This window comes from Acidobacteriota bacterium, assembly GCA_016700075.1.
Classification (GTDB): Bacteria; Acidobacteriota; Blastocatellia; order Pyrinomonadales; family Pyrinomonadaceae; genus OLB17.
The window spans coordinates 3,181,530-3,204,398 of sequence record CP065000.1 but is presented as its reverse complement, the minus strand read 5'-3'; the positions used below and the strand labels follow the sequence as shown (position 1 = coordinate 3,204,398).

The 22,869-nt window shown below is 54.2% G+C and carries 19 protein-coding genes; 14 read left to right on the top strand and 5 right to left on the bottom strand.

The features are described 5' to 3' along the window. The first annotated feature begins 34 nt into the window (after positions 1-34). Complete coding sequence (waaF, locus tag IPM50_14555) at positions 35-1,111, top strand: lipopolysaccharide heptosyltransferase II (protein ID QQS32854.1); 1,077 nt, start codon at positions 35-37, stop codon at positions 1,109-1,111. Then, positions 1,083-1,631, top strand: a complete 549-nt coding sequence (locus tag IPM50_14550; protein QQS32853.1) for an HAD family hydrolase — start codon at positions 1,083-1,085, stop codon at positions 1,629-1,631. The genes waaF and IPM50_14550 overlap by 29 nt, the downstream gene beginning before the upstream one ends. On the opposite strand, the gene IPM50_14545 is transcribed toward IPM50_14550, so the two are convergent. Continuing rightward, on the bottom strand, positions 1,602-1,955 hold the full coding sequence (locus IPM50_14545; protein QQS32852.1) for a phosphomannose isomerase type II C-terminal cupin domain: 354 nt from the start codon (positions 1,953-1,955) through the stop codon (positions 1,602-1,604). The genes IPM50_14550 and IPM50_14545 overlap by 30 nt on opposite strands. A 36-nt stretch (positions 1,956-1,991) precedes the next feature. Here IPM50_14545 and IPM50_14540 point away from each other — a divergent pair, with 36 nt between their 5' ends. The 7 genes from IPM50_14540 to IPM50_14510 all read left to right on the top strand — a co-directional run bounded on the left by IPM50_14540 (position 1,992) and on the right by IPM50_14510 (position 10,734). After that, entirely contained in the window at positions 1,992-3,728 is a 1,737-nt protein-coding gene (locus IPM50_14540; protein ID QQS32851.1) for a PAS domain S-box protein, read from the top strand. Between the two features lie 78 nt (positions 3,729-3,806). Beyond that, positions 3,807-5,201, top strand: coding sequence for a sigma-54-dependent Fis family transcriptional regulator (locus IPM50_14535; protein QQS32850.1), 1,395 nt, complete (start codon positions 3,807-3,809; stop codon positions 5,199-5,201). Between the two features lie 261 nt (positions 5,202-5,462). Beyond that, positions 5,463-5,972 (top strand): prepilin-type N-terminal cleavage/methylation domain-containing protein, encoded by a 510-nt coding sequence (locus tag IPM50_14530; GenBank protein QQS32849.1) that lies wholly within the window; start codon positions 5,463-5,465, stop codon positions 5,970-5,972. 109 nt (positions 5,973-6,081) lie between these two features. Beyond that, the gene (locus tag IPM50_14525; protein ID QQS32848.1) at positions 6,082-8,007 is read left to right on the top strand and encodes an O-antigen ligase family protein; all 1,926 of its coding nucleotides are present in this window, start codon (positions 6,082-6,084) and stop codon (positions 8,005-8,007) included. Between the two features lie 67 nt (positions 8,008-8,074). Further along, on the top strand, positions 8,075-8,860 hold the full coding sequence (locus tag IPM50_14520) for an ABC transporter permease subunit (protein QQS32847.1): 786 nt from the start codon (positions 8,075-8,077) through the stop codon (positions 8,858-8,860). Continuing rightward, on the top strand, positions 8,857-9,789 hold the full coding sequence (locus IPM50_14515; protein ID QQS32846.1) for a hypothetical protein: 933 nt from the start codon (positions 8,857-8,859) through the stop codon (positions 9,787-9,789). The genes IPM50_14520 and IPM50_14515 overlap by 4 nt, the downstream gene beginning before the upstream one ends. Before the next feature lie 3 nt (positions 9,790-9,792). Then, positions 9,793-10,734, top strand: a complete 942-nt coding sequence (locus tag IPM50_14510) for an ABC transporter ATP-binding protein (GenBank protein QQS32845.1) — start codon at positions 9,793-9,795, stop codon at positions 10,732-10,734. A 6-nt stretch (positions 10,735-10,740) separates the two neighbouring features. On the opposite strand, the gene IPM50_14505 is transcribed toward IPM50_14510, so the two are convergent. Then, the gene (locus IPM50_14505; GenBank protein ID QQS32844.1) at positions 10,741-11,244 is read right to left on the bottom strand and encodes a hypothetical protein; all 504 of its coding nucleotides are present in this window, start codon (positions 11,242-11,244) and stop codon (positions 10,741-10,743) included. Positions 11,245-11,314: 70 nt separating this feature from the next. On the opposite strand from IPM50_14505, the gene priA reads away from it, so the two are divergent. The 3 genes from priA (at position 11,315) to msrB (ending at position 15,244) form a co-directional block, all read left to right on the top strand. Continuing rightward, entirely contained in the window at positions 11,315-13,603 is a 2,289-nt protein-coding gene (gene priA / locus IPM50_14500; GenBank protein ID QQS32843.1) for a primosomal protein N', read from the top strand. Positions 13,604-13,748: 145 nt separating this feature from the next. Further along, positions 13,749-14,780 (top strand): UDP-3-O-(3-hydroxymyristoyl)glucosamine N-acyltransferase, encoded by a 1,032-nt coding sequence (lpxD, locus tag IPM50_14495; GenBank protein QQS32842.1) that lies wholly within the window; start codon positions 13,749-13,751, stop codon positions 14,778-14,780. A gap of 17 nt (positions 14,781-14,797) precedes the next feature. Further along, a complete protein-coding gene (msrB, locus tag IPM50_14490; protein QQS32841.1) occupies positions 14,798-15,244 on the top strand; it encodes a peptide-methionine (R)-S-oxide reductase MsrB in 447 nt (148 codons plus the stop codon). A gap of 67 nt (positions 15,245-15,311) precedes the next feature. Here msrB and IPM50_14485 read toward each other — a convergent pair whose 3' ends face one another. From IPM50_14485 to IPM50_14475, 3 genes are read right to left on the bottom strand one after another with little or no spacing between them, the layout of a single operon-like run. After that, entirely contained in the window at positions 15,312-16,679 is a 1,368-nt protein-coding gene (locus tag IPM50_14485; GenBank protein ID QQS32840.1) for an amidohydrolase family protein, read from the bottom strand. Next, complete coding sequence (locus IPM50_14480) at positions 16,679-18,085, bottom strand: amidohydrolase family protein (GenBank protein ID QQS32839.1); 1,407 nt, start codon at positions 18,083-18,085, stop codon at positions 16,679-16,681. Before IPM50_14480 ends, IPM50_14485 begins: the two co-directional genes overlap by 1 nt. A gap of 18 nt (positions 18,086-18,103) precedes the next feature. Next, positions 18,104-19,792, bottom strand: coding sequence for an amidohydrolase family protein (locus tag IPM50_14475; protein ID QQS32838.1), 1,689 nt, complete (start codon positions 19,790-19,792; stop codon positions 18,104-18,106). A 150-nt stretch (positions 19,793-19,942) separates the two neighbouring features. On the opposite strand from IPM50_14475, the gene IPM50_14470 reads away from it, so the two are divergent. Both IPM50_14470 and IPM50_14465 read left to right on the top strand, forming a co-directional pair. Beyond that, positions 19,943-20,335, top strand: coding sequence for a thiol-disulfide oxidoreductase DCC family protein (locus IPM50_14470; GenBank protein ID QQS32837.1), 393 nt, complete (start codon positions 19,943-19,945; stop codon positions 20,333-20,335). Continuing rightward, entirely contained in the window at positions 20,332-22,869 is a 2,538-nt protein-coding gene (locus tag IPM50_14465; GenBank protein ID QQS32836.1) for a Smr/MutS family protein, read from the top strand. Before IPM50_14470 ends, IPM50_14465 begins: the two co-directional genes overlap by 4 nt.

The following is a 22,869-nucleotide window of genomic DNA, read 5'->3' as shown; positions in this document are numbered from 1 at the left end:
CATCTTTGCGACTTTGCGTTGAAAAAACTGATTCATGAAAATTCTCGTTCGAGGCACAAACTGGGTTGGTGACGCGGTGATGAGCGTTCCGGCGCTCAAAGCTCTGCGGCGGGTCTTTCCCGATGCGTTGATTTCGCTGCACACGCGGTCCTGGGCGGAAGGGCTGTTTCAGGACGCGGATTTCATAGACGATATAGTCACATACGACCGTCACAAGTGGGCCATCAAAGATGTGCTCGATAATTCGCGTTTCTTGCGCGACGACAAGTACGATCTCGCTGTACTTTTTCCGAATTCGTTCGAATCGGCCCTCACGACGCTGCTGACCAAAATTCCCCGCCGCATCGGTTACAACAAAGACCTTCGAGGGCTGCTGCTTACCGATCCAGTACCTGTTCCGGAATGGAAAGGCCGCCGACACGAGGTCTATTACTATCTGCACCTTGCCGCCGAGGTCGAACGCCGCGTACTGGGCAGCAGATCCATCGAATCGGCGGGTGAGCCTGATATTTCTATTGACGTGTCCGATGACAGAAGGGCTACCGCACGCGAACTATTGCATTCAAATGGCGTCACGGCGACGAGTCCGATAGTCGCTCTCGGTATCGGCTCGCAAAATTCGCGTGCAAAACGCTGGCCGGCTGAGCGATATGCCGCTCTCGCCGACAGACTTAGTGGAGAACTTGGTGCATCTGTGATCCTTGTCGGTTCGGAAGAAGATTCGGACGCCGCAGCTAAGGTGCAGGAACATTCCAGTTCGCGGCTCATCGATCTGACAGGCAGGACAACCCTTTCCGAAGCTGTCGCTATTCTCGCGTTGGCAGATCTGCTCGTCGCGAATGATATGGGGCTCGCCCACGTAGCGGCCGCGGTCGATAAGCCGACCATCGTAATTTTCGGCCCGACAAAGCACGAAACTACACGTCCATATTCGCTTAATGCACTCATAGTGCGAAAAGATGTAGAATGTTCGCCGTGCATGCTGCGCGACTGCCCTATTGATCATCGATGCATGACGCGTATCTCGGTCGATGAGATATTCGAGGCCTCGCGGGCCGCACTAACCCAAATTGATGATAGAAATGACGAAACGCCCGGCGGTTTTTCTTGACCGCGACGGAACGCTGATCGAAGAAGTGAATTTTCTCAGCGAGGTAGAACACCTCCGCGTTTTTGACTACACGAAACACGCTTTGCAGCGGCTAAAGGACGCGGGATTCCTGCTGATCGTCGTTACGAATCAATCGGGCATCGGACGCGGACTCTATACCGAAGCCGACATGCACGCGATCCATGATGCGCTGCAGGAAAGGATCAATTCACTGATCGACGGATTCTATTTTTGTCCGCATATGCCTGTCGCGGGCTGCGATTGCCGCAAACCCGGAACGGGAATGTTCCTGCAGGCCGAAACCGACCATGCGATCGAGATCGCGGCATCGTGGATGATAGGCGACAAAAAGATCGATATGGAGGCAGGGAAAAACGCGGGAGTACAGACGATCCTGGTAAGGACCGGCTATGGGGCCGCACATTCTGAATCGATCGGCGGCGTTGCCGATGTCATAACAGACGACCTCGGCGAAGCCGCTGAGATAATCCTAGCCCGCTCGGCCGAAATCGTCCTCTAGGCGGATGATATCGTCCTCGCCGAAATAGTCTCCGGTCTGCACCTCGATGAAAACAAGTGTCTCATTTGCGTCGATGTTCTCGGCACGATGGCTGTCGCCGACGCCTATCTCGACCGACTCGCCGGGCCTGACTAGAATATCGCTTCCGTTTAGTGTTACTTTAGCTATGCCGCGGACGACGTACCAATGTTCGGCACGACGGCTGTGCTGCTGATAGCTAAGCCTCGCACCCGGCAAGACCTCGATCCGTTTCACCGAAAAATTTTCGCCCGAGTCCAATTGCGTGAAGCTGCCCCATGGTTTCTTCACTGTGCCGTTTGTCATTTTCTGAGGTTCTGCCGCATCCATAGGCCGTTTCGTATGAACAGTCTAGACGAAATCGAATCCACATCCAATCCGCGTGAGGTCCAGCGGATGCAGACGCTCATTATCGGGCGCCTGCTTGCGATCTTTTTGATGCTGATCGCGAGTTGGTATTGGCAGAGCGGCACGCTGAAAGTCTCACTCGATTCGATCCCGCAGGGCCTGTTTATCGTTTTTGTGATCTCGGTCGGATTGACCATTGCGTATTTCTTTGTGCTGCGACTTGGTCGGGCTTACACGGCGCAACTGACCGTCCAGTTCCTGTTGGATTCGCTTTTGATAACCTGGCTCATCTGGCGGACGGGTGATCTGACCTCGCCGTATATCACGCTTTACATCGTTCTTATTGGCGTCGCAAGCTTTTTCCTTCGCCCGATGCCGACACTTTTTCTTGCAGTTTGGTGTTCGTTCTGCTTCGTACTACTCAGTTCGCTTTCCGCTGCGGCCGTCATTGAAAGCTCAGGAACCGTGCAGGCTATCGGCAAGGCCATCCAGATCGTCAGTTTTCAAGTGGTCGCTCTGCTGGTCGTCGGTCTTTTGGCGTCCCGACTTTCGGAACGACGGTCGTCAGGTGAAGAACTCGCCGAAACCGCCAAAACGCTCGCCTCCTTGCGGGCATTGCACGAACGTATCGTCGAATCCATCCGTTCAGGCCTTGTAACGACGGACCTTGACGGCATCATCTATACCTTCAATGCCGCTGCGACAGAGATCACGGGCTACCGGCTTGATCAGGTTCAGGGCAGGCCCATCGGCGACCTTTTCGGCGACATACAGGAACAGATCGATCTTTCGCTTGCCGCCGCTGGCGAAGGAGAACAACTGCCGCGTTTTGAGACCGACCTTACCACGCCTGAAGGTTTCGCGGTGCGGATCGGCTTCAGCGTGTCGCTGCTGTTCTCGGAAGACAATGAGGCATCGGGACTGATAATCACATTTCAGGATCTGACAGAAATTCGGTCTATGGAAGAGAGTATAAGGCGCAAAGATCGCCTAGCCGCCGTCGGACGCATTGCCGCGGGGCTCGCACACGAGATCCGCAATCCGCTCGGAGCGATGAAAGGAGCGATCCAAATGCTCGGATCCAAGACGATCTCGGAGACGTCAAGGGACAGTTTGATGGAAATCGTCCTCAAGGAATCTGATCGTCTCAACAAGATCATAACCAATTTCCTCAACTATGCGCGGCCTGCGGCGGCCGACTTTGCAGAGGTCGAAATGGTCGCATTGATCGAAGAGACCATAACACTTATAAAACACGGCCCGGACGTTCAGGACAACCACGAATTTTCCGTCGATCTGCCTGATCTTCCTGTCATCGTCTATGCCGATGCGGCTCAGTTGAAGCAGATCTTTTGGAATCTTTCCAGGAACGCTCTGCAGGCAATGCCCGGCGGCGGAAGGCTCACGATAGGCTTAAACACGCTTCCGAATCACCGCGTTCGCATCACCCTGTCCGACTCCGGCCGCGGCATGTCGCAGGAGCAGGTGGAACGTTTGTTCGAGCCTTTCTCCGAATCAACGACCGGCGGCACCGGCCTGGGCTTATCCATCGTGTACCAGATAGTCAAAGACCACAACGGAGCGATCAACGTACGCAGCAAAGTAGGTTCCGGAACTACGATAAGCATCGACCTTCCGATGGGCCGCCGTTCCGCAAAAAATGACGACGGCAACGCGAAGATCATCGAATTTTTGAAAGTGCGAAACACAAAAGAGACCGAAAACTCTTGAATTTGGAAGATTTATCAGTAAAAATGGTGTTTAACGTTCCCGTGCCTGACACTTCAGCAAAAAATTAGCCCGAATCAGATGCCAAACATCATTATCGTTGACGACGAACAGAGCCTTAGACAGGTGTTGGAACTCGTATTTCGCGAGGAAGGCTACGCCGTGCGTACCGCTTTCAACGGTATTCAGGCACTCGAAATGCTCGAAGCAGAGCGGGCAGACGTAGTGCTGACAGATGTCCGCATGCCCGATATGGACGGTATTGAGCTGCTTCGTAACGTGCGCGAGCGAAATCCCGATGTCGGCGTTGTACTGATGACGGCGCATTCGTCGGTAGAGACTGCTCGTGATGCCTTCAAACTCGGAGCGGATGATTTCATCGAAAAGCCTTTTGACGTCGAGGAACTAAAGGTCATCATTGCTAAAACGCTCGAAAAACAGGCGTTGGTGAATGAGAACCGGGCGTTCAAACGTGCACAGCGTGAACGCGGCAGCATCGGCAACATCGTCGGCAGTTCTGCAAAGATGCACGCGATCTTTCAAATGATCGAGACTGTCGCCGAAGTACAGTCAACCGTGCTTGTTACCGGTGAGAGCGGAACCGGAAAAGAGCTTGTCGCTCGAGCAATTCACAGTATGAGCCCGCGTGCCGACAAGCCTTTCATATCAATTAACTGCGGTGCTTTCACCGAGACGCTTCTCGAATCTGAGCTGTTCGGATACAAAAAAGGTTCGTTCACCGGCGCGAATACCGACCGCAAAGGACTTTTTGAGGCGGCGAATGGCGGCACCATTTTTTTAGACGAGATCGGTGAAATGTCGCCCGCGATGCAGGTCAAACTGCTCCGCGTACTGCAGGAACGCCGCGTGCGGCCGGTTGGCGCCCATGATGAAATACCGATAGATTCCCGTGTGATCGCGGCGACGAATCGAGATCTGAAGCGTATGGCGGAGGACGGCACGTTCCGAGAGGACCTTTTTTACCGGATATCTGTCATCCCGATCGATCTGCCGCCGCTGCGTGACCGTAAAGAGGACATTCCTGCTTTGATCGAGCATTTCGTTCGCAAGTTCTGTGACCAGTCCGGCAAAGAACTTGGGATATCGCCCCGAACCGCCCAACTGCTGGAGAACTATTCTTGGCACGGAAATGTCCGCGAACTGGAGCATACCATCGAGCGTGCGGTCGCTCTCGAACGGACCGCTGAGATCCAGCCCGAACAGCTCCCGACCCACATTACTAACTATAATCCCGATCGAATAAGGTCGGAATTCAGCCTTCCCGATGACGGCATCGACCTGATGAGCCACCTGGAAAACCTCGAAAAGACCTACGTTGTCGAGGCTCTACGGCAGAGCGGCGGAAATCAGACGAAAGCCGCCGAACTACTCAGGATGCCGGTTCGCTCGCTGCGGCACCTTTTGGACAAACACAGTATCCGCAGCCTTTCTGCTCAAATGCGGAGCAGCGATTGAAAATTTCAACGGTCCACTGCTGATTCACTTTAAAACTGCCATTTTCTGTCAGCGTCCGGCTCACAAATAGTGTTAGAAAATACGGTCGCGACCGACACCCCTGCATAGCGGACGGCCTTCGCAAATTCGCTAAGTGTTGCATTCATTATATTTACAGGCCACACCGGACTTCGTCCGCGATGTGGCACACCTATTGTTAATAATCTAGCGGCCTGGGAAAGGTACAACATTTTTTCGAAACTTCAGGAGATCGTAAACCAAATGAAAAATCAGAAAGGCTTCTCGCTTATCGAACTTTTGATCGTCGTCGTGATCATCGGCATCATCGCAGCGATCGCAATCCCCAACCTGCTGGCGGCCCGCCGCTCGGCTAACGAAGGATCGGCCATCTCGGCCATGCGTACATTGCATGGTGCTCAGATGACGTATGCTTCGACCTACGGCAACGGCAACTACGCCGGTGACGTTGGTGCCGGTACTGTCCTAGCACTTACCGAACTCGGAACCCCCGGACTCGTCGATTCAGTTCTGGCGACCGGTACCAAGAGCGGATACAACTTCGTCGGAGGCCGCGTTGCTGCATCGACGACCGCACCGGCAGAGTTCTTTTTCTCAGCTAATCCGACTACCACTACCGGTGTAACCCAGACGGGTGCTCGCCGCTTCGGTATCGCGACCAATGGCGTCATGGTTGCTGACGCAACTGCCGCCAACCTTGGTACAGCCTTCACGCTGGCAACAGTCGGAACGGCAACACCGCTCAGCAACTAATAGCACCGCGGCATAAGCCACTTCAAGGGAGTCCGAAAGGGCTCCCTTTTTTTGATGTTTTTGCGGCGTGTTACTATCACTCGATAGGTGATCCGCCTATTTATCTCAAATGCCGCCATCTGCCTCCAGATCAGATTCCAATCTTCTCGCATGGGCCTATCCCTTTCTGCTGGCAGCAGGATTGTGTTCATTGCTTGCGACCTATCCTCACGCTTCGATCCGTCCTGCGCAGCCGTACAAGGTAGAGCTGTTTCTTTCGGCATTCGGGATCATCGTTGGGACATGGCTGCTAACGAAATATCGCAGCAAAGACTCTGCGATCGAGTTAACCCTCAATAGCACGGTGATCTCTTTCTTGGTTTTTGCGGCGTTTAGTGTAGTGTCTGCCCTGTGGGCCGACAGCACAGCGGGAGTAGCTCATCATTCCCTTCTGTGGCTTTTCTACATTTGCGTCCTTCTCATTTTCTCGAAGCTCTCAACAACAGACTTCGCGTTCAAGCTGTTTGTCTCCATCACGATCATCATCGGTCTCTTTACCGTTATAGATCATCTGTCGGTCGTTGAGTTTGCGGTTAGCGAGGGAACGATCCGCATCCGCTACGGCAAGTACGCTGAAATGCTCGTGACATTCATGCCATTGCTGTGGGCGGCCGCTTTATGGTCAAAGACCAAGCGGCTCAAAATACTTCTCATAGCTGTCGCGTCGCTGAACTGGCTTGCCGTGATGCTCTCGCTCAGCCGCGGTGCATTCGTTGCCGGCATCGCGGGAATGATATTGTTCACGGCATTGATGCTCGTCCTCGGCGGTAAACGGAGCCGAAAACCGGCAGTGATCATAGCCGCGATCTGGCTTGTACTAACTGTCGGCACCCAGGCCGTATTCACATACTTCTCACAGGTTCCGTCAACAACGGCCTACATCAGCGGCAGCGTAGACCCGGACAACACCAACATCGAGATGCGAAAGTTCACGTGGCAGCTCGCGTTTGCCCTGTTTCGTCAACAGCCGATCCTTGGAGTAGGGGCCGACAATTTTGGCGTAAACGTAACCGAAGCGAGACGTGCATATAGGGACAGTAGCCCTGACAGCCCGACGGCGGAGATCGCCGAAGATTATTTGATCGAAAGGGCTCATAATGAGTATTTCCAGATATTATCGGAACTCGGGATCGCCGGTTTCGTTTTGTTTTGCATTCCATTTGCTCTCTTCAAAATGCGATTCTTAAGTAATCTGCGGCGGCGGCGTTTACGTATTACGCCTTTCGCTGCCGCAGCGATCGGCGGTTTGTCCGCGTTTGCTCTCAGTTCGCTGACAAGCTCGTTTTCATTCCGCTCTATCCAAAATGGCGTCGTCTTTTCTGTCGTCTTAGGTCTGCTCATCGGTCACATCGAAAAGAAAAAGCGGACTGAACGGCAACTGCCGGCATTGGCACTTCCGACTCTGATAATCGCCGCTTCTGTCGCATTGGGCATTTTCTCCGTGACTCGGGCCGCAGCCGAATATTTCGTCTATCAGGCAGAGCGAGCAGAGCAGCATCACTATGAGGAACAATTCCGCAGGGCGTTTCTTTTCGATCCCGGCTATGCAGGTGCTTTCTATATTCTCGCGGGCCGCAAGGCAGCCGACGGCGAACATGAAGCGGCAGCCTATAATTTCAGCAAGGCAGTAAAGCTTGGTATCGCGACCTCAGACACTTTCGTTCAGCTAGCCCGTTCATACGAAAAGACAGGTGCAATAAATGACGCGGAGAATGCTTTGCTCCGCGGCCTGAGTATTTATCCTCGATCGGTCTATCTCAATGCCGTATATACGGAGTTTCTTCAGAAGCAAGGCCGTCCCGACGAAGCCGTTCGACAAGAGGAAAAAGCGTTGGCGATAAACTCTAAACAGGCAAGCGGCTGGCTGCTTCTACTGCGTGAAGGCGCGACGGCTGCATTTTACACTGCTGAGAAAGACAAAACTATAGCAAAACCTGCAGACCTTCGCCCCGCATCGGCCGTTACACAATACGTCGAACCGATACCTTATCAATAGCTGACATTTTTGCTAGAATACGTTTGCCCGATGGCTTTCGGGCTTTGCTCTCAGAACAATGTCGAAAATGCCTGCTGGATCTCTGCCACGGATCTTGGCCGTCGCGAAAAACGCCTTTCGCGAAGCGGTGCGCGACCGCGTCCTCTACAACCTCATCGTCTTTGTACTGCTGATCACCGCTAGTGCGATATTCCTAGGCGAACTAACTGCCGGTCAGGAAGCCCGCGTCATAGTCAATCTCGGACTGACGGCGATGCTGATCTTCGGGACGTTCATTGCGATATTCGTAGGCGTCAGCCTGGTTTGGAAAGAAATTGAAAAGCGGACGGTTTACGCTATTTTCTCTAAACCTGTCGGCCGAGGCGAATACATCATCGGCAAATTCATCGGCCTTTCTGCGACGCTATTATTGAATACCATCGTGATGGGCGTCGGCGTGTCACTCGCGTTGCTTTATGTCGGCAATTCCTCACTCGCCGCATCGATCTGGCCGACGGTGCTACTGATCTTTGTTGAACTCACTATCATCACCGCGGTCGCAATACTTTTTTCGTCGTTCTCTACGCCTGCACTTTCAGCATTGCTTACATTTTTGGTTTTTGTGATCGGGCATTTCAGCACAGCTCTTCGCGAATTGTCTCGTGACATGGCATCCGAAGCAGCAAAGGTTCTATTTTCAGGGCTTTACTACATCATGCCTAATTTCAGCCATTTCAGTTTCGCTACCGAAGCGGCGAACGGTATGACGCCGAATTCCGCGATGCTCGGCGGTTCGATAGTTTACGCGGTCGTTTACAACATCATTCTTATTACGGTCACGGTCGTTATTTTCTCGCGGCGAAATTTCAAATGACACGAAGCCGGTTAACAACATTTCTACTGCCCGCAGTCATCGTGGCCGCAGGTTTCGGCGCCGTTTATGGTCTGACCGGCTTTATCGAGGAACGCCGTCCGCGCTTGGCTGACTCTTACGTTGACAACGACCTTGAGTTTCTGGGAGCACGCGTCAAAGGCTTTGCATTCGGTGCCGAAGGCCTGATTGCTGACTGGTATTTCATACGCTCACTGCAGTATATCGGCGACAAGATCATCGGGAGTAAGGATGAGAACATCAATCTCGATGACCTTCGATCGCTTAATCCGCGGCTTCTGTATCCGCTGCTCGATAATGCGACCGACCTTGATCCGCAGTTCATCGCCGCCTACAGCTATGGAGCTATCGTTCTGCCTGCGATCGACCCGCACAAAGCTATCGCTCTGGCTGAAAAAGGCATCGCCAACAATCCCGAAAGCTGGCGGCTTTATCAGCATCTTGGCTACATTTATTGGCGTCTCGGTGACCACACAAAGGCGGCCGACACATACGAACGCGGTTCGCAGGTTGCCGAAGCTTCGCCCTTTATGAAAATGATGGCAGCGATGATGCGCAGCCAAGGCGGCAGCCGCGATACTGCTCGTGCGATCTTCAGCGAAATGCTCGAAACTTCTGACGACCAAAACGTCCGCATTACCGCCGAACGCCGTCTTGCAGAACTCGACTGGTTCGACGAACGCGATTCGATAAATCAGGTCTTGACGGAGTTTCGCGAAAGGAACGGCCGCTGCCCGTCAAATTTCGGCGAGGTCACGCAAGAATTGATGAACGTGAAGCTGCCCGGCGGCAGGCAGTTTCGCGTCGATAAAGCGAATCGCCTTGTCGATCCGAGCGATGCACCATACTTACTCAATCCGAAGCGTTGCGAGGTAGGGTTAGACCCCGAAAAGACGAAACTGCCTTTCTGAATCATGGAATACGCGATAGAAATCAACGGCCTGACAAAGGACTACGAGACCGGCTTTTGGCGAAAGAGGAAGGTCCGTGCGTTGGAGGACCTGACACTGAAGGTCCGCCGCGGGATCATCTTCGGTTTTCTCGGCGGCAACGGTGCCGGCAAGACGACGACCATCAAAACGTTGATGCGCCTTCAGTTCCCTTCCGCAGGTTCCGCCACCATACTCGGTCATGACATCGCCGATGTCCAGATGCACCGCCGCATCGGCTATTGTCCGGAAAATCCGTATTTTTATGATTACCTGACCGCACGCGAACTTCTTTCTCACTTTGGCGAGCTTTTCGGTATGGACCCGGCAGAGCGTGCCGACAAAGCTGAATTGCTTTTAGATTCCGTCGGTCTCGATGTCAGGGACCGCGGCAAGCAGCTTCGTAAATTCTCAAAAGGAATGCTGCAGCGTGTCGGCCTGGCGCAGGCACTTCTGAATGATCCTGAGGTCGTATTTTTCGATGAACCGATGAGTGGGCTCGACCCGGTCGGCCGCCGAGAGATTCGCGAACTCATCGCAGGCCTTCGCGATAAAGGAACGACCGTTTTTATGTCCACGCACATTCTCGCAGACATTGAGGCCCTGTGCGACGAGGTCGCGATACTCCGCAAAGGAAAGCTCGCCGCCGCAGGCGACCTTGCAGACTTGCTCGCCGGGCATGAGGGAGAACGTGTACTTGAGGTCAACGTTCAGAGTGTCAGGGCGGATATTATAAAGGACGAGGTCGATCTGATAGCCGGAGCGGAGCTCTTTCAAAAGCCGAACGGTGTCGCCATTCAGATCTCTGATGAATCAGATCTCGAGGCTGTTCTCGCCGTCACTCGCCGGCACGGCGGCAGCCTCATCTCCGTTCAGCCTGTAAAACAGTCGCTCGAAGACCTTTTTGTAAAAGAAAGCAATGACTGACCGCGATTATTCCGCTCGTATCGCGGTGACCTTCCAGCGTATGTCCGCTCGGTCGTCACTTTTCTGAAAACCGTCGATCGACAAAGTTATCGGAATGGTCTCGCCGGGTCCGAGCTCACTTTTCTGAACCGGAACGACCAGCATCTTTCGCTCCCTCAACACTTCCTGAAACTGCGTGACAACGGCCGCCCGCACTTCAAGAGCCTTTATTATTCTCGGGCCTTTGTTGTAGATATTTCCGTGTATATACATTGCGATGGTGCCCATGCCTGTCGGCGATTGAACTGTTTTCGGGTCGGTCGAGATCACTATGTCCTTGTTCAATTCATCGTATTCGGGCGAGCCTTCGCGATAAGCTCCGGCCAGGATATTCTCGATCTGAACTTCCATCGACGGTGTCAGCGACAAATACCAGATTGCCGCACCCAAAAATACCGCTCCAATAAGCCCGCCGATCGCAAAGACCTTCGTATTTCCCCGTTTTGGCTCAGTTTTGAACATCTCTTCCATAGATTCGATTCTACCCCAAAAACATTCCGTTCCGGCATCTGCATTCTGAAGCCGGCGTGCTGAATATTGTATGATGTCGTCAGCCGCCTTCGAAATGCCTGTCAGACAACAAAAAAGGATCGCCGAGAACACCTACGTCGAGGCCGCATTGCCGCTGCCGCTGCGGCAAACGTTCACTTATCGCGTTCCGGCGGCACTTAAGGCAGATCTGGCGGTCGGAACGCGAATGACGGTCCCTTTCGGCCGCCGGACATTAACGGCATATGCCGTGGAATTGCAAGATGTGCTTCCTGCAGATTCAGACGTCGAGGAATCAAAGATCCGCGAAATTATAGACATTCTCGACGAAAAGCCGCTGATAACATCCGAGATACTGGAACTGACCAAATGGGCAGCTGATTACTATGCGTCATTTTGGGGCGAAATGCTGAAAGCATCGCTCCCGGCAGGCCTGAATACCGGAAAAGTGCGTCCAAAACGCCGCAAGGCCGTCCGATTGCTGGAACGCGACACCTCAATAGACGTTAAACCACTCACCGAACAGCAAACAGCTATCCTAGAGGCCCTAAGAGGTGTCGGCGGAGAGGCACTCTTCGCCGAATTGATAGATTCAGTAGGCGGCGGAGCTTCGGCTGTAAATACACTGGCGAAACGCGGATATGTCGAGCTTTATGTGGAGGACGTCCGTCGTGATCCTCTAAAAAGCGAAGATGAAAAGAAATATCAAGAAATTACTTTAACGGCTGAACAGCAAATACATTTAGATTCAATACTTTCCAACATAACCCCTAAAGTTGCTTTTAAAGCGTTTCTTCTTCACGGAGTCACGGGCAGCGGCAAGACCGAGGTCTATATTCGTGCGATGAAACACGCCCTTTCTATGGGCCGCACCGCGTTGATGCTCGTCCCGGAAATTTCGCTCACACCCGTGTTTTCCAGACGGCTTCGATCGACATTCGGCAGCGATGTCGCGATACTGCACTCCAATCTGTCCGCCGGTGAGCGTTTCGATGAATGGCGTCGTATTCGCAGCGGAGACGCACGTGTTGTTATCGGGACAAGGTCCGCCGTGTTCGCCCCGCTGGAAGATATCGGCCTGATAGTCGTTGACGAGGAACATGATCCGTCATATCGCCAGCACGAATCGCCGTTTTATAGCGCCCGCGACGTCGCGGTAATGCGTGCCCACAAAGCAGGAGCGGCCGTGATACTGGGCTCTGCGACGCCTTCCATGGAGACCTTTTTCAACGCAAAAAAGGGCAAATATACCTATCTACATCTGCCGGAACGCTTCGGCGGCCGCGGCCTAGCAAAGGCAGAACTTATCGATATGCGCGATGTTTTCAGGCGTTTCGGCAAGGATGTCGCACTGTCGCCCGAACTTCTTGATGCGATCCGCGAAACGCACGAACGCGGCGAGCAATCAATAATTCTGCTAAATCGACGCGGTTTTTCCCAGTTCGTACTCTGCCGAATGTGCGGCGAATCACTCAAATGCCGCAACTGCGACATTACGCTCACATTTCACCGCCGCGACCGCAAGCTGCTCTGCCATTACTGCAGCTACAAAGAGAAGGTTCCTGAAGTATGCCCGCATTGCGAGAGTGAATACCTGTATTTCGTCGGTGAAGGAACTGAAAACATCACAGACCAACTCGCAGCAAAATTCCCTTCTCTTCGCATCGCACGAGTTGACCGCGACACGATGGCCCACAAAGGCGAGATCGACGAAACGCTGCTGAGCTTTGCTGCGGGCAGCCTTGATATGCTCGTCGGCACGCAAATGATCGCGAAAGGCCACGATTTCCCGAACGTAACGCTGGTCGGCGTCGTTTCGGTTGATATCGGATTGGGCCTTCCAGATCTGCGATCGGCGGAGCGAACGTTCCAGCTCATTACGCAGGTCGCCGGCCGTGCCGGCCGCGGCGAAAAGCCGGGCCGCGTGCTGATCCAAACTTACTACCCTGAACATTACGCATTGCGGCATGCAAGCGAGCAGGATTACGAGGGATTTTACAATGAAGAGATAAAATATCGCGAAAGGTTCGGCTATCCACCTTTCTACGTTCTCGCCTCGATACTGATAAAACATCGCAACGCCGGCTACGCCGTCAAGAACGCAAATCTCCTGCGAAGCTCATTGGACAACGCCAATCGCGAAAAGGCTTCGCGAATACTCGGCCCGGCACAGGCCTCGATCGCTCGGCTGAAAAGTGAGTTCCGCTTTCAAATTATCCTGAAATCACCAAACCGCAAACGCCTGCGTGAAACCCTGGAAACCGCACTTGCCTACGCCGAGCACCGCGGATGCGACATGCGGACGATCTTTGTCGAGATCGATCCAATGAATTTGATGTAGATATATGGCTCCCAAGGCTTAGAGAAACCTCTACGATGCGGCCGCATATTTGCCAAAGTTCCTTCTACGTGTGTTTCGCGTATTTCGTGGGAGACCATTCTTTATTCGTGCATTCGTAGCCAACTCCTGTAAAATGCAAACATAGATGAAACTAGCCGAATTAGCTGAGATAACTGGCTCGACCGTGGAAAGCGGCGATGCTGATCTGGAAATCAATTCGACTGCCGGGCTCGATCTCGCAAAGGATGGCGAGATCACGTTCCTCGCTAATCCGAAATACACGCCGCAGGTCGCCGAAACAAACGCATCCGCTATCTTCCTGAACGAAGGCGTCGAGATCGGCCGCGACGATATCGCAATTCTGAGAGCGAAGGATGCCTATGTGGCCTATACCCTCGCAATGCGTGCATTTTTCCCTGATCCAGAGTTAAAGTATTTTATTCATTCTACTGCTGTAATTGATGAGGCTGCTTGTGTTAATGAATGCGTAGAGATTCACGCCAACGTCGTTGTCGGCCCCAATTGCCGGGTCGCTGAAAACGTCAGAATAATGCCGAATGTTACCCTTTACGAAGGTGTTTCAATAGGCCCGAATACAACGATCCATAGCGGCGTTTCAATACGAGAGAACTGCGAAATTGGTGCACGCTGCGTCATCCATAACAACTCTACTATAGGCTCGGACGGCTTTGGCTATGCCAAAACTGAGGACAAGAAATGGCTGAAAATTCCCCAAACGGGACGTGTTGTGCTCGAAGATGACGTTGAGATCGGTGCAAATACTGCGATCGACTGTGCATCGGTCGGCGAAACCCGCATCAAGCGCGGCACTAAGATAGATAACCTTGTCCAGATCGGCCATTCCTGCACCATCGAAGAGGATTCTCTGATATGTGCCCAAACAGGGCTCGCCGGTTCGTCACATATAGGAAAACGCGTGCTTTTGACCGGACAGGTCGGGATCGCGGGACATCTGAAGGTCGGCGACGATGTGATCATGACCGCAAAATCGGCCGTTTCGCACGACGTCGAGCCGGGAAAGGTCATCTCGGGAATTCCGGCTTTTGACAACAAGGACTGGCTTCGCTCGACCGCGGCATTTCGCCGTTTGGGCGAGTTTGCCCAACGACTGCGAAAATTGGAGAAGAAGGTTTTTGGGTCAGAACCGCCTGCGTAAGCGGCGAAATTTTACTTATGAGTATATCGGAATCCGGCTACGATATAACGCCGCTTGACGCAGAAGCCGTCGAACGGCTCGCGAAAGAACTGAACGAAGAAGAATATCGAATTCTGCTGAACCACGGCACCGAACCTGCGTTTTGCGGAACTCTGCTCGATAACAAACTCGACGGCGTTTACGCCTGCCGTCTGTGTGGCCTGCCGATGTTCTCGTCCGAGCACAAATTCAATTCAGGCACCGGTTGGCCTTCGTTCTACCGCCCTTTTGACAAGGAGCATCTCAAATATATCGAAGACAACAGTTACGGAATGCGTAGGATCGAGATACGATGCTCCCGCTGTGACGGACACCAGGGCCACGTTTTCCCCGACGGCCCGCCGCCGACAGGTCAACGCTATTGCCTGAATTCCGCTTCGCTGGAATTTTACGAATACGGCGAAGAACCAAGACTTAAGAATTAACCACCGAGAGCACAGAGAAAACCAATTGATCTCTCTGTGCTCTCTGTGTGCTCTGTGGCTGGGCCAACTATTTCCGATCCTTGAAGGAATCGAACAATTGCGTATGCCGCGACGTTAGCGGCAGCTTGCGGCCGTTGATGAACAGGTATTTCACGTTCGTTCGCGGATCGAGCAGATCGCCGTCCGTAACTACGACGTTCGCGACCTTTCCGACCTCAAGCGAGCCCATGCGGTCTGCAATACCGAGTATTTCGGCAGGATAGATAGTCACGGATTTGAGTGCCTCTTCTTTCGAGAGTCCGTAAGCACCCGCGAGGCCTGCATGATAAGGCAGATCTCGTGCTTCCGAACCGTCATTTCCGGTCGAAATAGCGAACTTCACACCGGCCTGCTTCAGTTTCGACGGCACCTCGAAAAGGTAATCGTAAGGGTCGTCCATCTGCACCGGCAGGCTGTAGATATTCGTATAAATGACGGCGATGTTGTTCTTTTTCAGATCATCCGCCACTTTCCACGCGTCCTGCCCGCCGACGATGATGGATTTCAGCTTCATATCTTCGGCAAACTTTACGGCCGCCCGAATGTCGCGTTCACGCTGTACGGGCAGCAGAACCGGACGCTGACCGCGGACGTATGGTGCCATCGCTTCCATCTTGAGGTCTATGCCGACCAGCGGCAGGCTCGGGTCCTTCTGCCTTGCCTCGCGTGCTTTAAGATAAGCTTCGGCGTCGCGAAACATCTTTTTGAGTTCCTCGATCTGCTCATCACGTCGGCGAACCGCTGCGTTGACATCCGGGGCTGCGGCCTGCTGTGCAAAGGCGAATCCGCCAAAACCGCCGCCCGTTGCCACACGCGGGAAATTGATTACGAGGGCGTTATCGGCGACCACCGCCATCTCGTCCTGCGTCGAACCATTAAGATTAATGATCGCAGACTGTCCCGAGATCAACCCGCCCGTCGGGTGAGAAAGCACGGTCGTGATGCCGTTCACGCGGGTCACATTGATATGCGAAGTGTGCGGATTGATGCCCTTGATCGCACGAGCATTCGCATTCATCGTGCCAACCTCAGAAATATCTACGGTCGCATTTGCTCCCTGCCCGATCTCGGTCAGCCCCATGTTCGTTGCAGCATCGATCATTCCCGGATAAACGCTCAGCCCTTTTCCGTCGATGCGTTCGGCACCTGAGGGCACCGAGACATTGGTTCCGATAGCGGCGATCTTTCCGTCGCGGATGAGTATCGTTCCGTTCTCGATCACAGCACCTGTTACGGTAACGATCCTTGCCCCGACGACAGCAAATGTTCCGGGAGTGCCGGTCTTGTTCTGTTCAGAGCCGTCGCTCTGCGCATTCGCCGCGAACGAGCCTGCAATAATCGACGAGGCCAATAATATAGTGAATTTTGCCTTTTGCATCTTACCTTTTGACCTCATTACCGCGTACCTCCGTCGATATGATCTGCGTCATCAAGATGGTCGCGTTCAAACTGGCTCGGCGGTCGCGGTGCGGCAGCTCCTGCTCCTGCAGGACGATTCTGGTCAAGTCTTTCAAGGGCCTCACGCTCTCGTGCAAGCTCGGCACGCCGTGCGATATCGCTCGCACGGTCAAAATAAACATCGCCTTCGATCAGCGTCATCTCAACTCGCGAATATGGGCTGAATGGATGCATGTTCCAGATCACGAGGTCGCCGTCCTTGCCGACCTCGATCGAGCCGGTCCGCTTTCCGATTCCCATCTGGATCGCGGGATTCAGCGTGATCATTTTCAGAGCTTCTTCCTCGGGAACTCCGCCGTATTTCATTACTTTTGCAGCGTCCAGATTTAAGCGGCGCATACGCTCGTTCGAATCGGAGTTGATCGAAACGTTCACGCCGGCTTTCCACATGATGTAAGCGTTATACGGAGTGTTGTCATACGCCTCGAGTTTGTAGCTCCAGCTGTCCGTGAATATTGAAACGCCTGCACCGTGTTTTGCGATCTCGGGAGCGATCTTGTAGCCCTCGAGCCCGTGCTGCAGAGTTCCGATCTTGAAGCCGAACTCATCTGCGATACGCAGCAGATTAAGGTGTTCGTCTGAACGATAGCCATGGGCATGGACGATGCGTTTGCCCTCGAGTATCTCGACAAGCGGTTCAAGCTCCAGATCGCGTCGCGGCGGGACCTTTGTCTTTTTCGCACGAAAATCGTCCCAGCTTTGCTTGTAATCTTTCGCACGCAGGAACGCGTCACGCATCACTGCCACAACGCCCATTCTCGTCCGGGGATAACGCTGCTGTTGGCCGCCTTGAGGCTGAAAATTCGACCGCTTGACGTTCTCGCCCATCGCGAACTTGATGCCGGGCGGTGCGTCCGGAATTAGGAAATCTTCGACGGGCTTGCCCCATTTCAACTTGACGCTGGAGTTTTGCCCGCCGATGGAATTCGCAGAACCGTGCAGCAGATTCGCCGCAGTCACGCCGCCTGCCAGGCCGCGATAAATGGCGATATCCTTCGGATTCAGAACGTCGCGAATGCGCGTCATCGAGGTCACTGAAAACGAGCCCTCGTTAACGGCGTCCATCATCGTATGCGAATGGCAGTCGATGATGCCCGGCGTCACGAATTTCCCAGTAGCGTCGATGGTTCGCACACCTGCCGGAGCCGACAAATTCTTGCCGATCCGGGTTATCTTGCCGTTCTGGACAAGTATGTCCGTTCCCTCAAGAGTGCCGCGTATAGCGGTCATTACGGTGGCATTCTTTATCAAGACGCTGCCGCCAGCCGCCTGCGCGGAAACGCTTCCGCCGAGGCTGCCGAGCAGCAGGATATTTAGAACAAGAAAAGCTGTTATCTTCTTCATAACGTTGAACTTACTGATTTACGGATTTCTCGTACCCGAAAAAGGGATCTGCCCCTGCGGCGAATCGATATTGCCGCTGATCTGCGATCCGGCGACGGAGCCCTGCATCACAATGGTTATCGACGCACCGCCGAATTCAATGCCTCCCGACATCGAAAAACCGGCCGCCGACATGGTACCCGTCATTGCGGTCGTCCCCAATTGCGATGTCATTGATCCTGACACTGAATTCCCTTGCTGAGTGATGGTCAGCGTCGCAGGCAGCGGCTGGCCGGGAATGTTAATAGTGATGTTGTAGGTACCCGCAACGCTCGGCCCGCCGGCACCGCCGCCGGGATTCCCGCCCGGATTTCCTCCCGGTCCGCCGGGACCTCTAGGACCGCCCTGCGGCGGACGCGGCTGTTCCTTGAACTCGAACACCTTGCCGTCTATTACGACACGCGAGACGAAACGGTCACGTGCGAACACATCGCCTTTTACGACAACAAGATTTGCGATCTTGCCGACGTCGATAGAACCGAGCTGTTTTTCAACACCTAAGATCTCCGCGGCGCCCAGCGTCATGGCCCTGATCGCGGCGTCTTTGCTGAGCCCGTTTTCGGTCGTCTTTGCGGCGTTAGCGAAAAAGTCCGTCAGATTCTGCAGACCGCCCGACTGAAAAGCGAATTTGATGCCGGCATTATTCATCTCCGCCGGAGCTTTCGGCACAGCGGCACGCATCCGAAGTGTCATTAATGTTTCCGGATCAGCGTCCGCCGCGGCCGAAGTGGTTCGGCGGGGCAGGTTCAGCGAAAAGATGACCGGCACGTTTTGGGCTTTCAGCCTGTCTACGACGGAGCCGGCCTCATGCCCGCCGGCGATGATACCGCGCAGGTTGAACTCCTTTATAAAATCCAAAGCCCGCACGATCTCACGTTCCGTTACCGCATTAAAAACAACGGGCATCTGTCGATTTAGAGCGGGGTATAGAGCCGAAAGCGATCGGTCAGCTGTTGGCCGACGCATCCCCGCCGGATTCGCCTCGTACATCTTTTCGATCTCCATCTGACGCTGTGCGTCGAGGAACATCTGACGCAATGCCGAGAACGTGCCCATCAGCGAGCCGGGATAGCTGCCGGGAATGGTCGCATACGAAATGTGATGAGCGTACGGTGACCGTACGATCATACCCGAGACGTTGTCGCCGGCGAGATTTATCACGGCGGACTGGCCGTTGAAGATCCCCGAACGGCCCGTCACCAAGGCTGACGTAAAGCCGGCCGCACGTGCAGCCTCGAATTGAGCATCGCCCGCACGCAGATCATCTGCCGCCATGTCCTCAGGCCGCAGGCCTGCGGGGTAATTCGAATTTGACGCAGGCGCCTGCTGTGCTGCCGCAGCTGCAGCAGCTGCTGCTGCAGCACCGCCGCCGGGCCCCGCGGGACGCTGAGGAGCAGCGGGCATCCCAAGGTTGGAAACCGCGTCAATGAAGCCCGGATAGACCGTCATTCCGTTGCCGTCGAACACGATCGCATCAGCCGGAACAGCAACATTGGCACCAACCGCGAAGATCAGGCCCTCGCGTACGACGATGGTTCCCTTTTCGATCGTCGCCCCCGAGACCGTAACAATGCGGGCGTTCGTTATCGCGTAGCTCTGGCCGTAGGCCGATGAACTGAACGCAATACAAAACACCGCACACAAAACCAAGATCAGCTTTGTTCTCATAATTCTGTACTTGTAAATAGAGTCAATCTCAATTTGCCGTGATACGCAGAGCATATTACAAAAGTTTCAGCGGTCAAAACCGAGATAAATGCATTTACAAATCCTTACATTCTTGGCTTTACATCCGCCGTCTGCGTTATCATCTAAGCGATGCAGCGAATAGTGCTTTTCGACGGCGTTTGTAACTTCTGCAATAGCTCCGTCAATTTCCTGATCGCCCGCGATCGTGACGACAAATTTCGATTCGCACCGCTGCAGTCGCCCGCCGGGCAAGCATTGAAAGAGCGATTCAATATCAGCGACGATGTTGATTCTGTGATCTTGATCGAGGACGACAAGGCCTATACCCATTCGGAAGCCGCGATCAGAATGGCAAAAGCTCTCGGGGGCGTGTGGTCCGTCTGTGGTGTTTTCGGCATTGTGCCGGCGGCCCTACGTGATCCTTTTTATAAGCTCTTCGCAAAGCACCGCTACAAGCTTTTCGGGAGGAAGGATGCCTGCATGATGCCTACACCTGAGATACGAGCGAAGTTCATAGAATGAATTACTCGGCTGCGACATTAGAATTTGAAAGGCTGCTCGGCCTTGTCGCCCGTCAGGCACAAACGCCGATGGGTGCCGCAAAGATCCGCGAGCTCACGCCGTTTGCGGGCAGATTTGAATTGGATAGCGCCCTCTTAGCGATCCGTGAGGCAGAGAAACTGAGCGAAGAAAAACAGGTGTCCTGGTCGTTCAGCGGCATCGAGGACCCAGCCCAACAGATCGCTCTGCTTCGTATACGCGATGCCGCTCTTGATCCGCTGTCGCTGCTGGATGTCGCACGCGTCTGCGAACAGGCCGTTTTCGCCAAACATGCGATACAGCCCGAGTTGGACGATACTCCTACGCTTTGGAGTTTCATCGAGGCAATTCCCCGCGAACTATCCGCAGCCGTTGACGAGATCAGACGCAAGATACTTCCGGGCGGCGAATTGGACGACGATGCCTCGCCTGAACTTGCCCTTCTCCGCCGTGAGATAAATGCACAGCGGGCTCGACTGACCAAGACACTCGAATCCGCGATGCGTGCTGCTGGCAATGCGATCCAGGATGAGATCGTAACGGTTCGCAATGACCGCTTTGTGATACCCGTAAAGACCGATCTTCGCGGCAAGATCGGTGGCGTAGCACACGGTTTTTCGTCCAGCGGTGCGACCGTTTATATCGAGCCGCTTGAGACCATCGAGGCAAACAACGAGCTCCAGAACCTGAAAGGCAAAGAAGAACGCGAGACGGCGGGAATCCTTTTCGGCCTCACTGAAAAGCTCCGCGAGCTGCTGCCGGCGGTCGAAGCGGCGGTTATTGCCGTAACAGAACTAGACGCCGTTAAGGCGAAGCTCGAATTTGCCCGAAGTTTCAAAGCCGTCGTCCCTGAGATCTCCGACGACGGCACACTGGAACTTATCGACGCTCGCCATCCTCTGCTTGAGCACGGCATTCGTGCAGGCTCCCCTCCTTACGCGTCCGAAGGCACTGGCGGGACTGTAACGCCAGAACGAGGGGTGGCATCAACGTCGGTTTCCGACGTTGATGACGGGGTGGTTCTCCCGCAAGAAATTGTCCCGTCGTCAATTGGATTATCTTCCGACCGCTCGGTCATGATAATCTCCGGTGCGAACGCCGGCGGAAAGACCGTCGTTCTGAAGACCGCCGGACTTCTCAGCATGATGGCAATTTCCGGCCTGCCCGTGCCTGCCTCGGCGGCGAAGGTTCCCTTTTACCGTTCGATACTCGCTGACATCGGCGACCATCAATCGTTGAGTGCGAATCTTTCTACATTTTCCTCGCATATGTCGAACATCGCCGGTATGCTTCGTGATTGTGAACCGCCCTCGCTCGTCCTGCTCGACGAGGCCGGCACCGGCACCGACCCTGAAGAAGGCTCTGCGCTCGGCGTCGCAATAGTTGACCATTTTCGCCGGAAAGGAGCTCAAGTCATCGCTTCGACACATTATCGCGGGCTGAAAATGTACGCCGCCAACGACCCCGGCGTAATAAATGCGTCGGTCGAATTTGATGAAAAGACGCTTAAGCCGACCTACAAACTGATGATCGGCATCGCCGGAGCTTCGTCAGGCTTGGAGATAGCGAGGCGGTTCGGCATAGCGGACAATGTCATAGACGCCGCACGCGAGAATCTCGACACCGCGGCACAGGAAGCGGAAAATTACCTCCGCCGGCTGCAAACAGAGACGCGTCAGGCCGAAGACCTCCGCATCGCGCTCGAAGAAGAACGCGAGGTCGTCGCCGACAAGTTCGCATCGCTCGAAAAGGACGCCGCAAAACGCGAAAAGACGCGTCAGCGTGAATTCGAGGCCGCACTTGCCCAGACGGTAGAAGATTTCGACCGCCAATCAAGAGCGTTCCTGAAAACTATCGAAGACAAGGCCCTTAGGAACAAACTCGATAAAGACCGTCTCGCCCGCAAAGCCGAGTTGAACAGAGCGGTAATAGCCAAGGCCAGTGGTCAGGCTGTCGGCGGCCCGAGTGTCCGTAGCCCGCACGTAAGTAAGGGCTCATCTTCGAACGAGAACGCTCAAGGTGATCAAGACACTATTACCGTCGGTTCGCATGTCATCACCTCCTTCGGAAACATCGGCGTCATCGAACGGATGGATAAAGATGTCGCCGAGGTCCTCGTCGGCGGGATGCGTCTCCGCGAAAAACTCGCCGACCTACGCCTGTCAGAACCGCCTGCGTCAGCGGGCGGCAAGGCCCCTGTCAGTAGCCCGCACGTCGGCAAGGGCCGGCCGCGGAATTCAGGCATCTCAAGGCCCATCGATGCTCCTGAAGTTGCCGTTGAACTCAACCTCATCGGCATGACAACCGCCGAGGCAGAATACGAACTCGACCGTTTCCTCGACGAAGCCTACATGGCATCGCAGGGGCGTATCCGCATCATCCACGGCCACGGTACCGGAGCTCTGAAGAACTTCGTCCGTCACTTTCTCAACGGCCACCCGCACGTCGAAAAATACGGTCCCGCACCCGACCGCGAGGGCGGAAACGGCGCTACAATTGCTGAGCTTAAGAATTGA

What these genes read in the sequence shown, in the direction of transcription:
- IPM50_14550 (QQS32853.1), top strand. Translation starts at nt 1,083, where the DNA reads ATGACGAAACGCCCGGCGGTTTTTCTTGACCGCGACGGAACGCTGATC.
- IPM50_14505 (QQS32844.1), bottom strand. Translation starts at nt 11,244, where the DNA reads ATGGAAGAGATGTTCAAAACTGAGCCAAAACGGGGAAATACGAAGGTC.
- IPM50_14545 (QQS32852.1), bottom strand. Translation starts at nt 1,955, where the DNA reads ATGACAAACGGCACAGTGAAGAAACCATGGGGCAGCTTCACGCAATTG.
- IPM50_14515 (QQS32846.1), top strand. Translation starts at nt 8,857, where the DNA reads ATGACACGAAGCCGGTTAACAACATTTCTACTGCCCGCAGTCATCGTG.
- IPM50_14480 (QQS32839.1), bottom strand. Translation starts at nt 18,085, where the DNA reads ATGAAGAAGATAACAGCTTTTCTTGTTCTAAATATCCTGCTGCTCGGC.
- IPM50_14520 (QQS32847.1), top strand. Translation starts at nt 8,075, where the DNA reads ATGCCTGCTGGATCTCTGCCACGGATCTTGGCCGTCGCGAAAAACGCC.
- IPM50_14510 (QQS32845.1), top strand. Translation starts at nt 9,793, where the DNA reads ATGGAATACGCGATAGAAATCAACGGCCTGACAAAGGACTACGAGACC.
- waaF (QQS32854.1), top strand. Translation starts at nt 35, where the DNA reads ATGAAAATTCTCGTTCGAGGCACAAACTGGGTTGGTGACGCGGTGATG.
- lpxD (QQS32842.1), top strand. Translation starts at nt 13,749, where the DNA reads ATGAAACTAGCCGAATTAGCTGAGATAACTGGCTCGACCGTGGAAAGC.
- priA (QQS32843.1), top strand. Translation starts at nt 11,315, where the DNA reads ATGATGTCGTCAGCCGCCTTCGAAATGCCTGTCAGACAACAAAAAAGG.
- IPM50_14470 (QQS32837.1), top strand. Translation starts at nt 19,943, where the DNA reads ATGCAGCGAATAGTGCTTTTCGACGGCGTTTGTAACTTCTGCAATAGC.
- IPM50_14540 (QQS32851.1), top strand. Translation starts at nt 1,992, where the DNA reads ATGAACAGTCTAGACGAAATCGAATCCACATCCAATCCGCGTGAGGTC.
- IPM50_14485 (QQS32840.1), bottom strand. Translation starts at nt 16,679, where the DNA reads ATGAGGTCAAAAGGTAAGATGCAAAAGGCAAAATTCACTATATTATTG.
- IPM50_14525 (QQS32848.1), top strand. Translation starts at nt 6,082, where the DNA reads ATGCCGCCATCTGCCTCCAGATCAGATTCCAATCTTCTCGCATGGGCC.
- IPM50_14465 (QQS32836.1), top strand. Translation starts at nt 20,332, where the DNA reads ATGAATTACTCGGCTGCGACATTAGAATTTGAAAGGCTGCTCGGCCTT.
- msrB (QQS32841.1), top strand. Translation starts at nt 14,798, where the DNA reads ATGAGTATATCGGAATCCGGCTACGATATAACGCCGCTTGACGCAGAA.
- IPM50_14475 (QQS32838.1), bottom strand. Translation starts at nt 19,792, where the DNA reads ATGAGAACAAAGCTGATCTTGGTTTTGTGTGCGGTGTTTTGTATTGCG.
- IPM50_14530 (QQS32849.1), top strand. Translation starts at nt 5,463, where the DNA reads ATGAAAAATCAGAAAGGCTTCTCGCTTATCGAACTTTTGATCGTCGTC.
- IPM50_14535 (QQS32850.1), top strand. Translation starts at nt 3,807, where the DNA reads ATGCCAAACATCATTATCGTTGACGACGAACAGAGCCTTAGACAGGTG.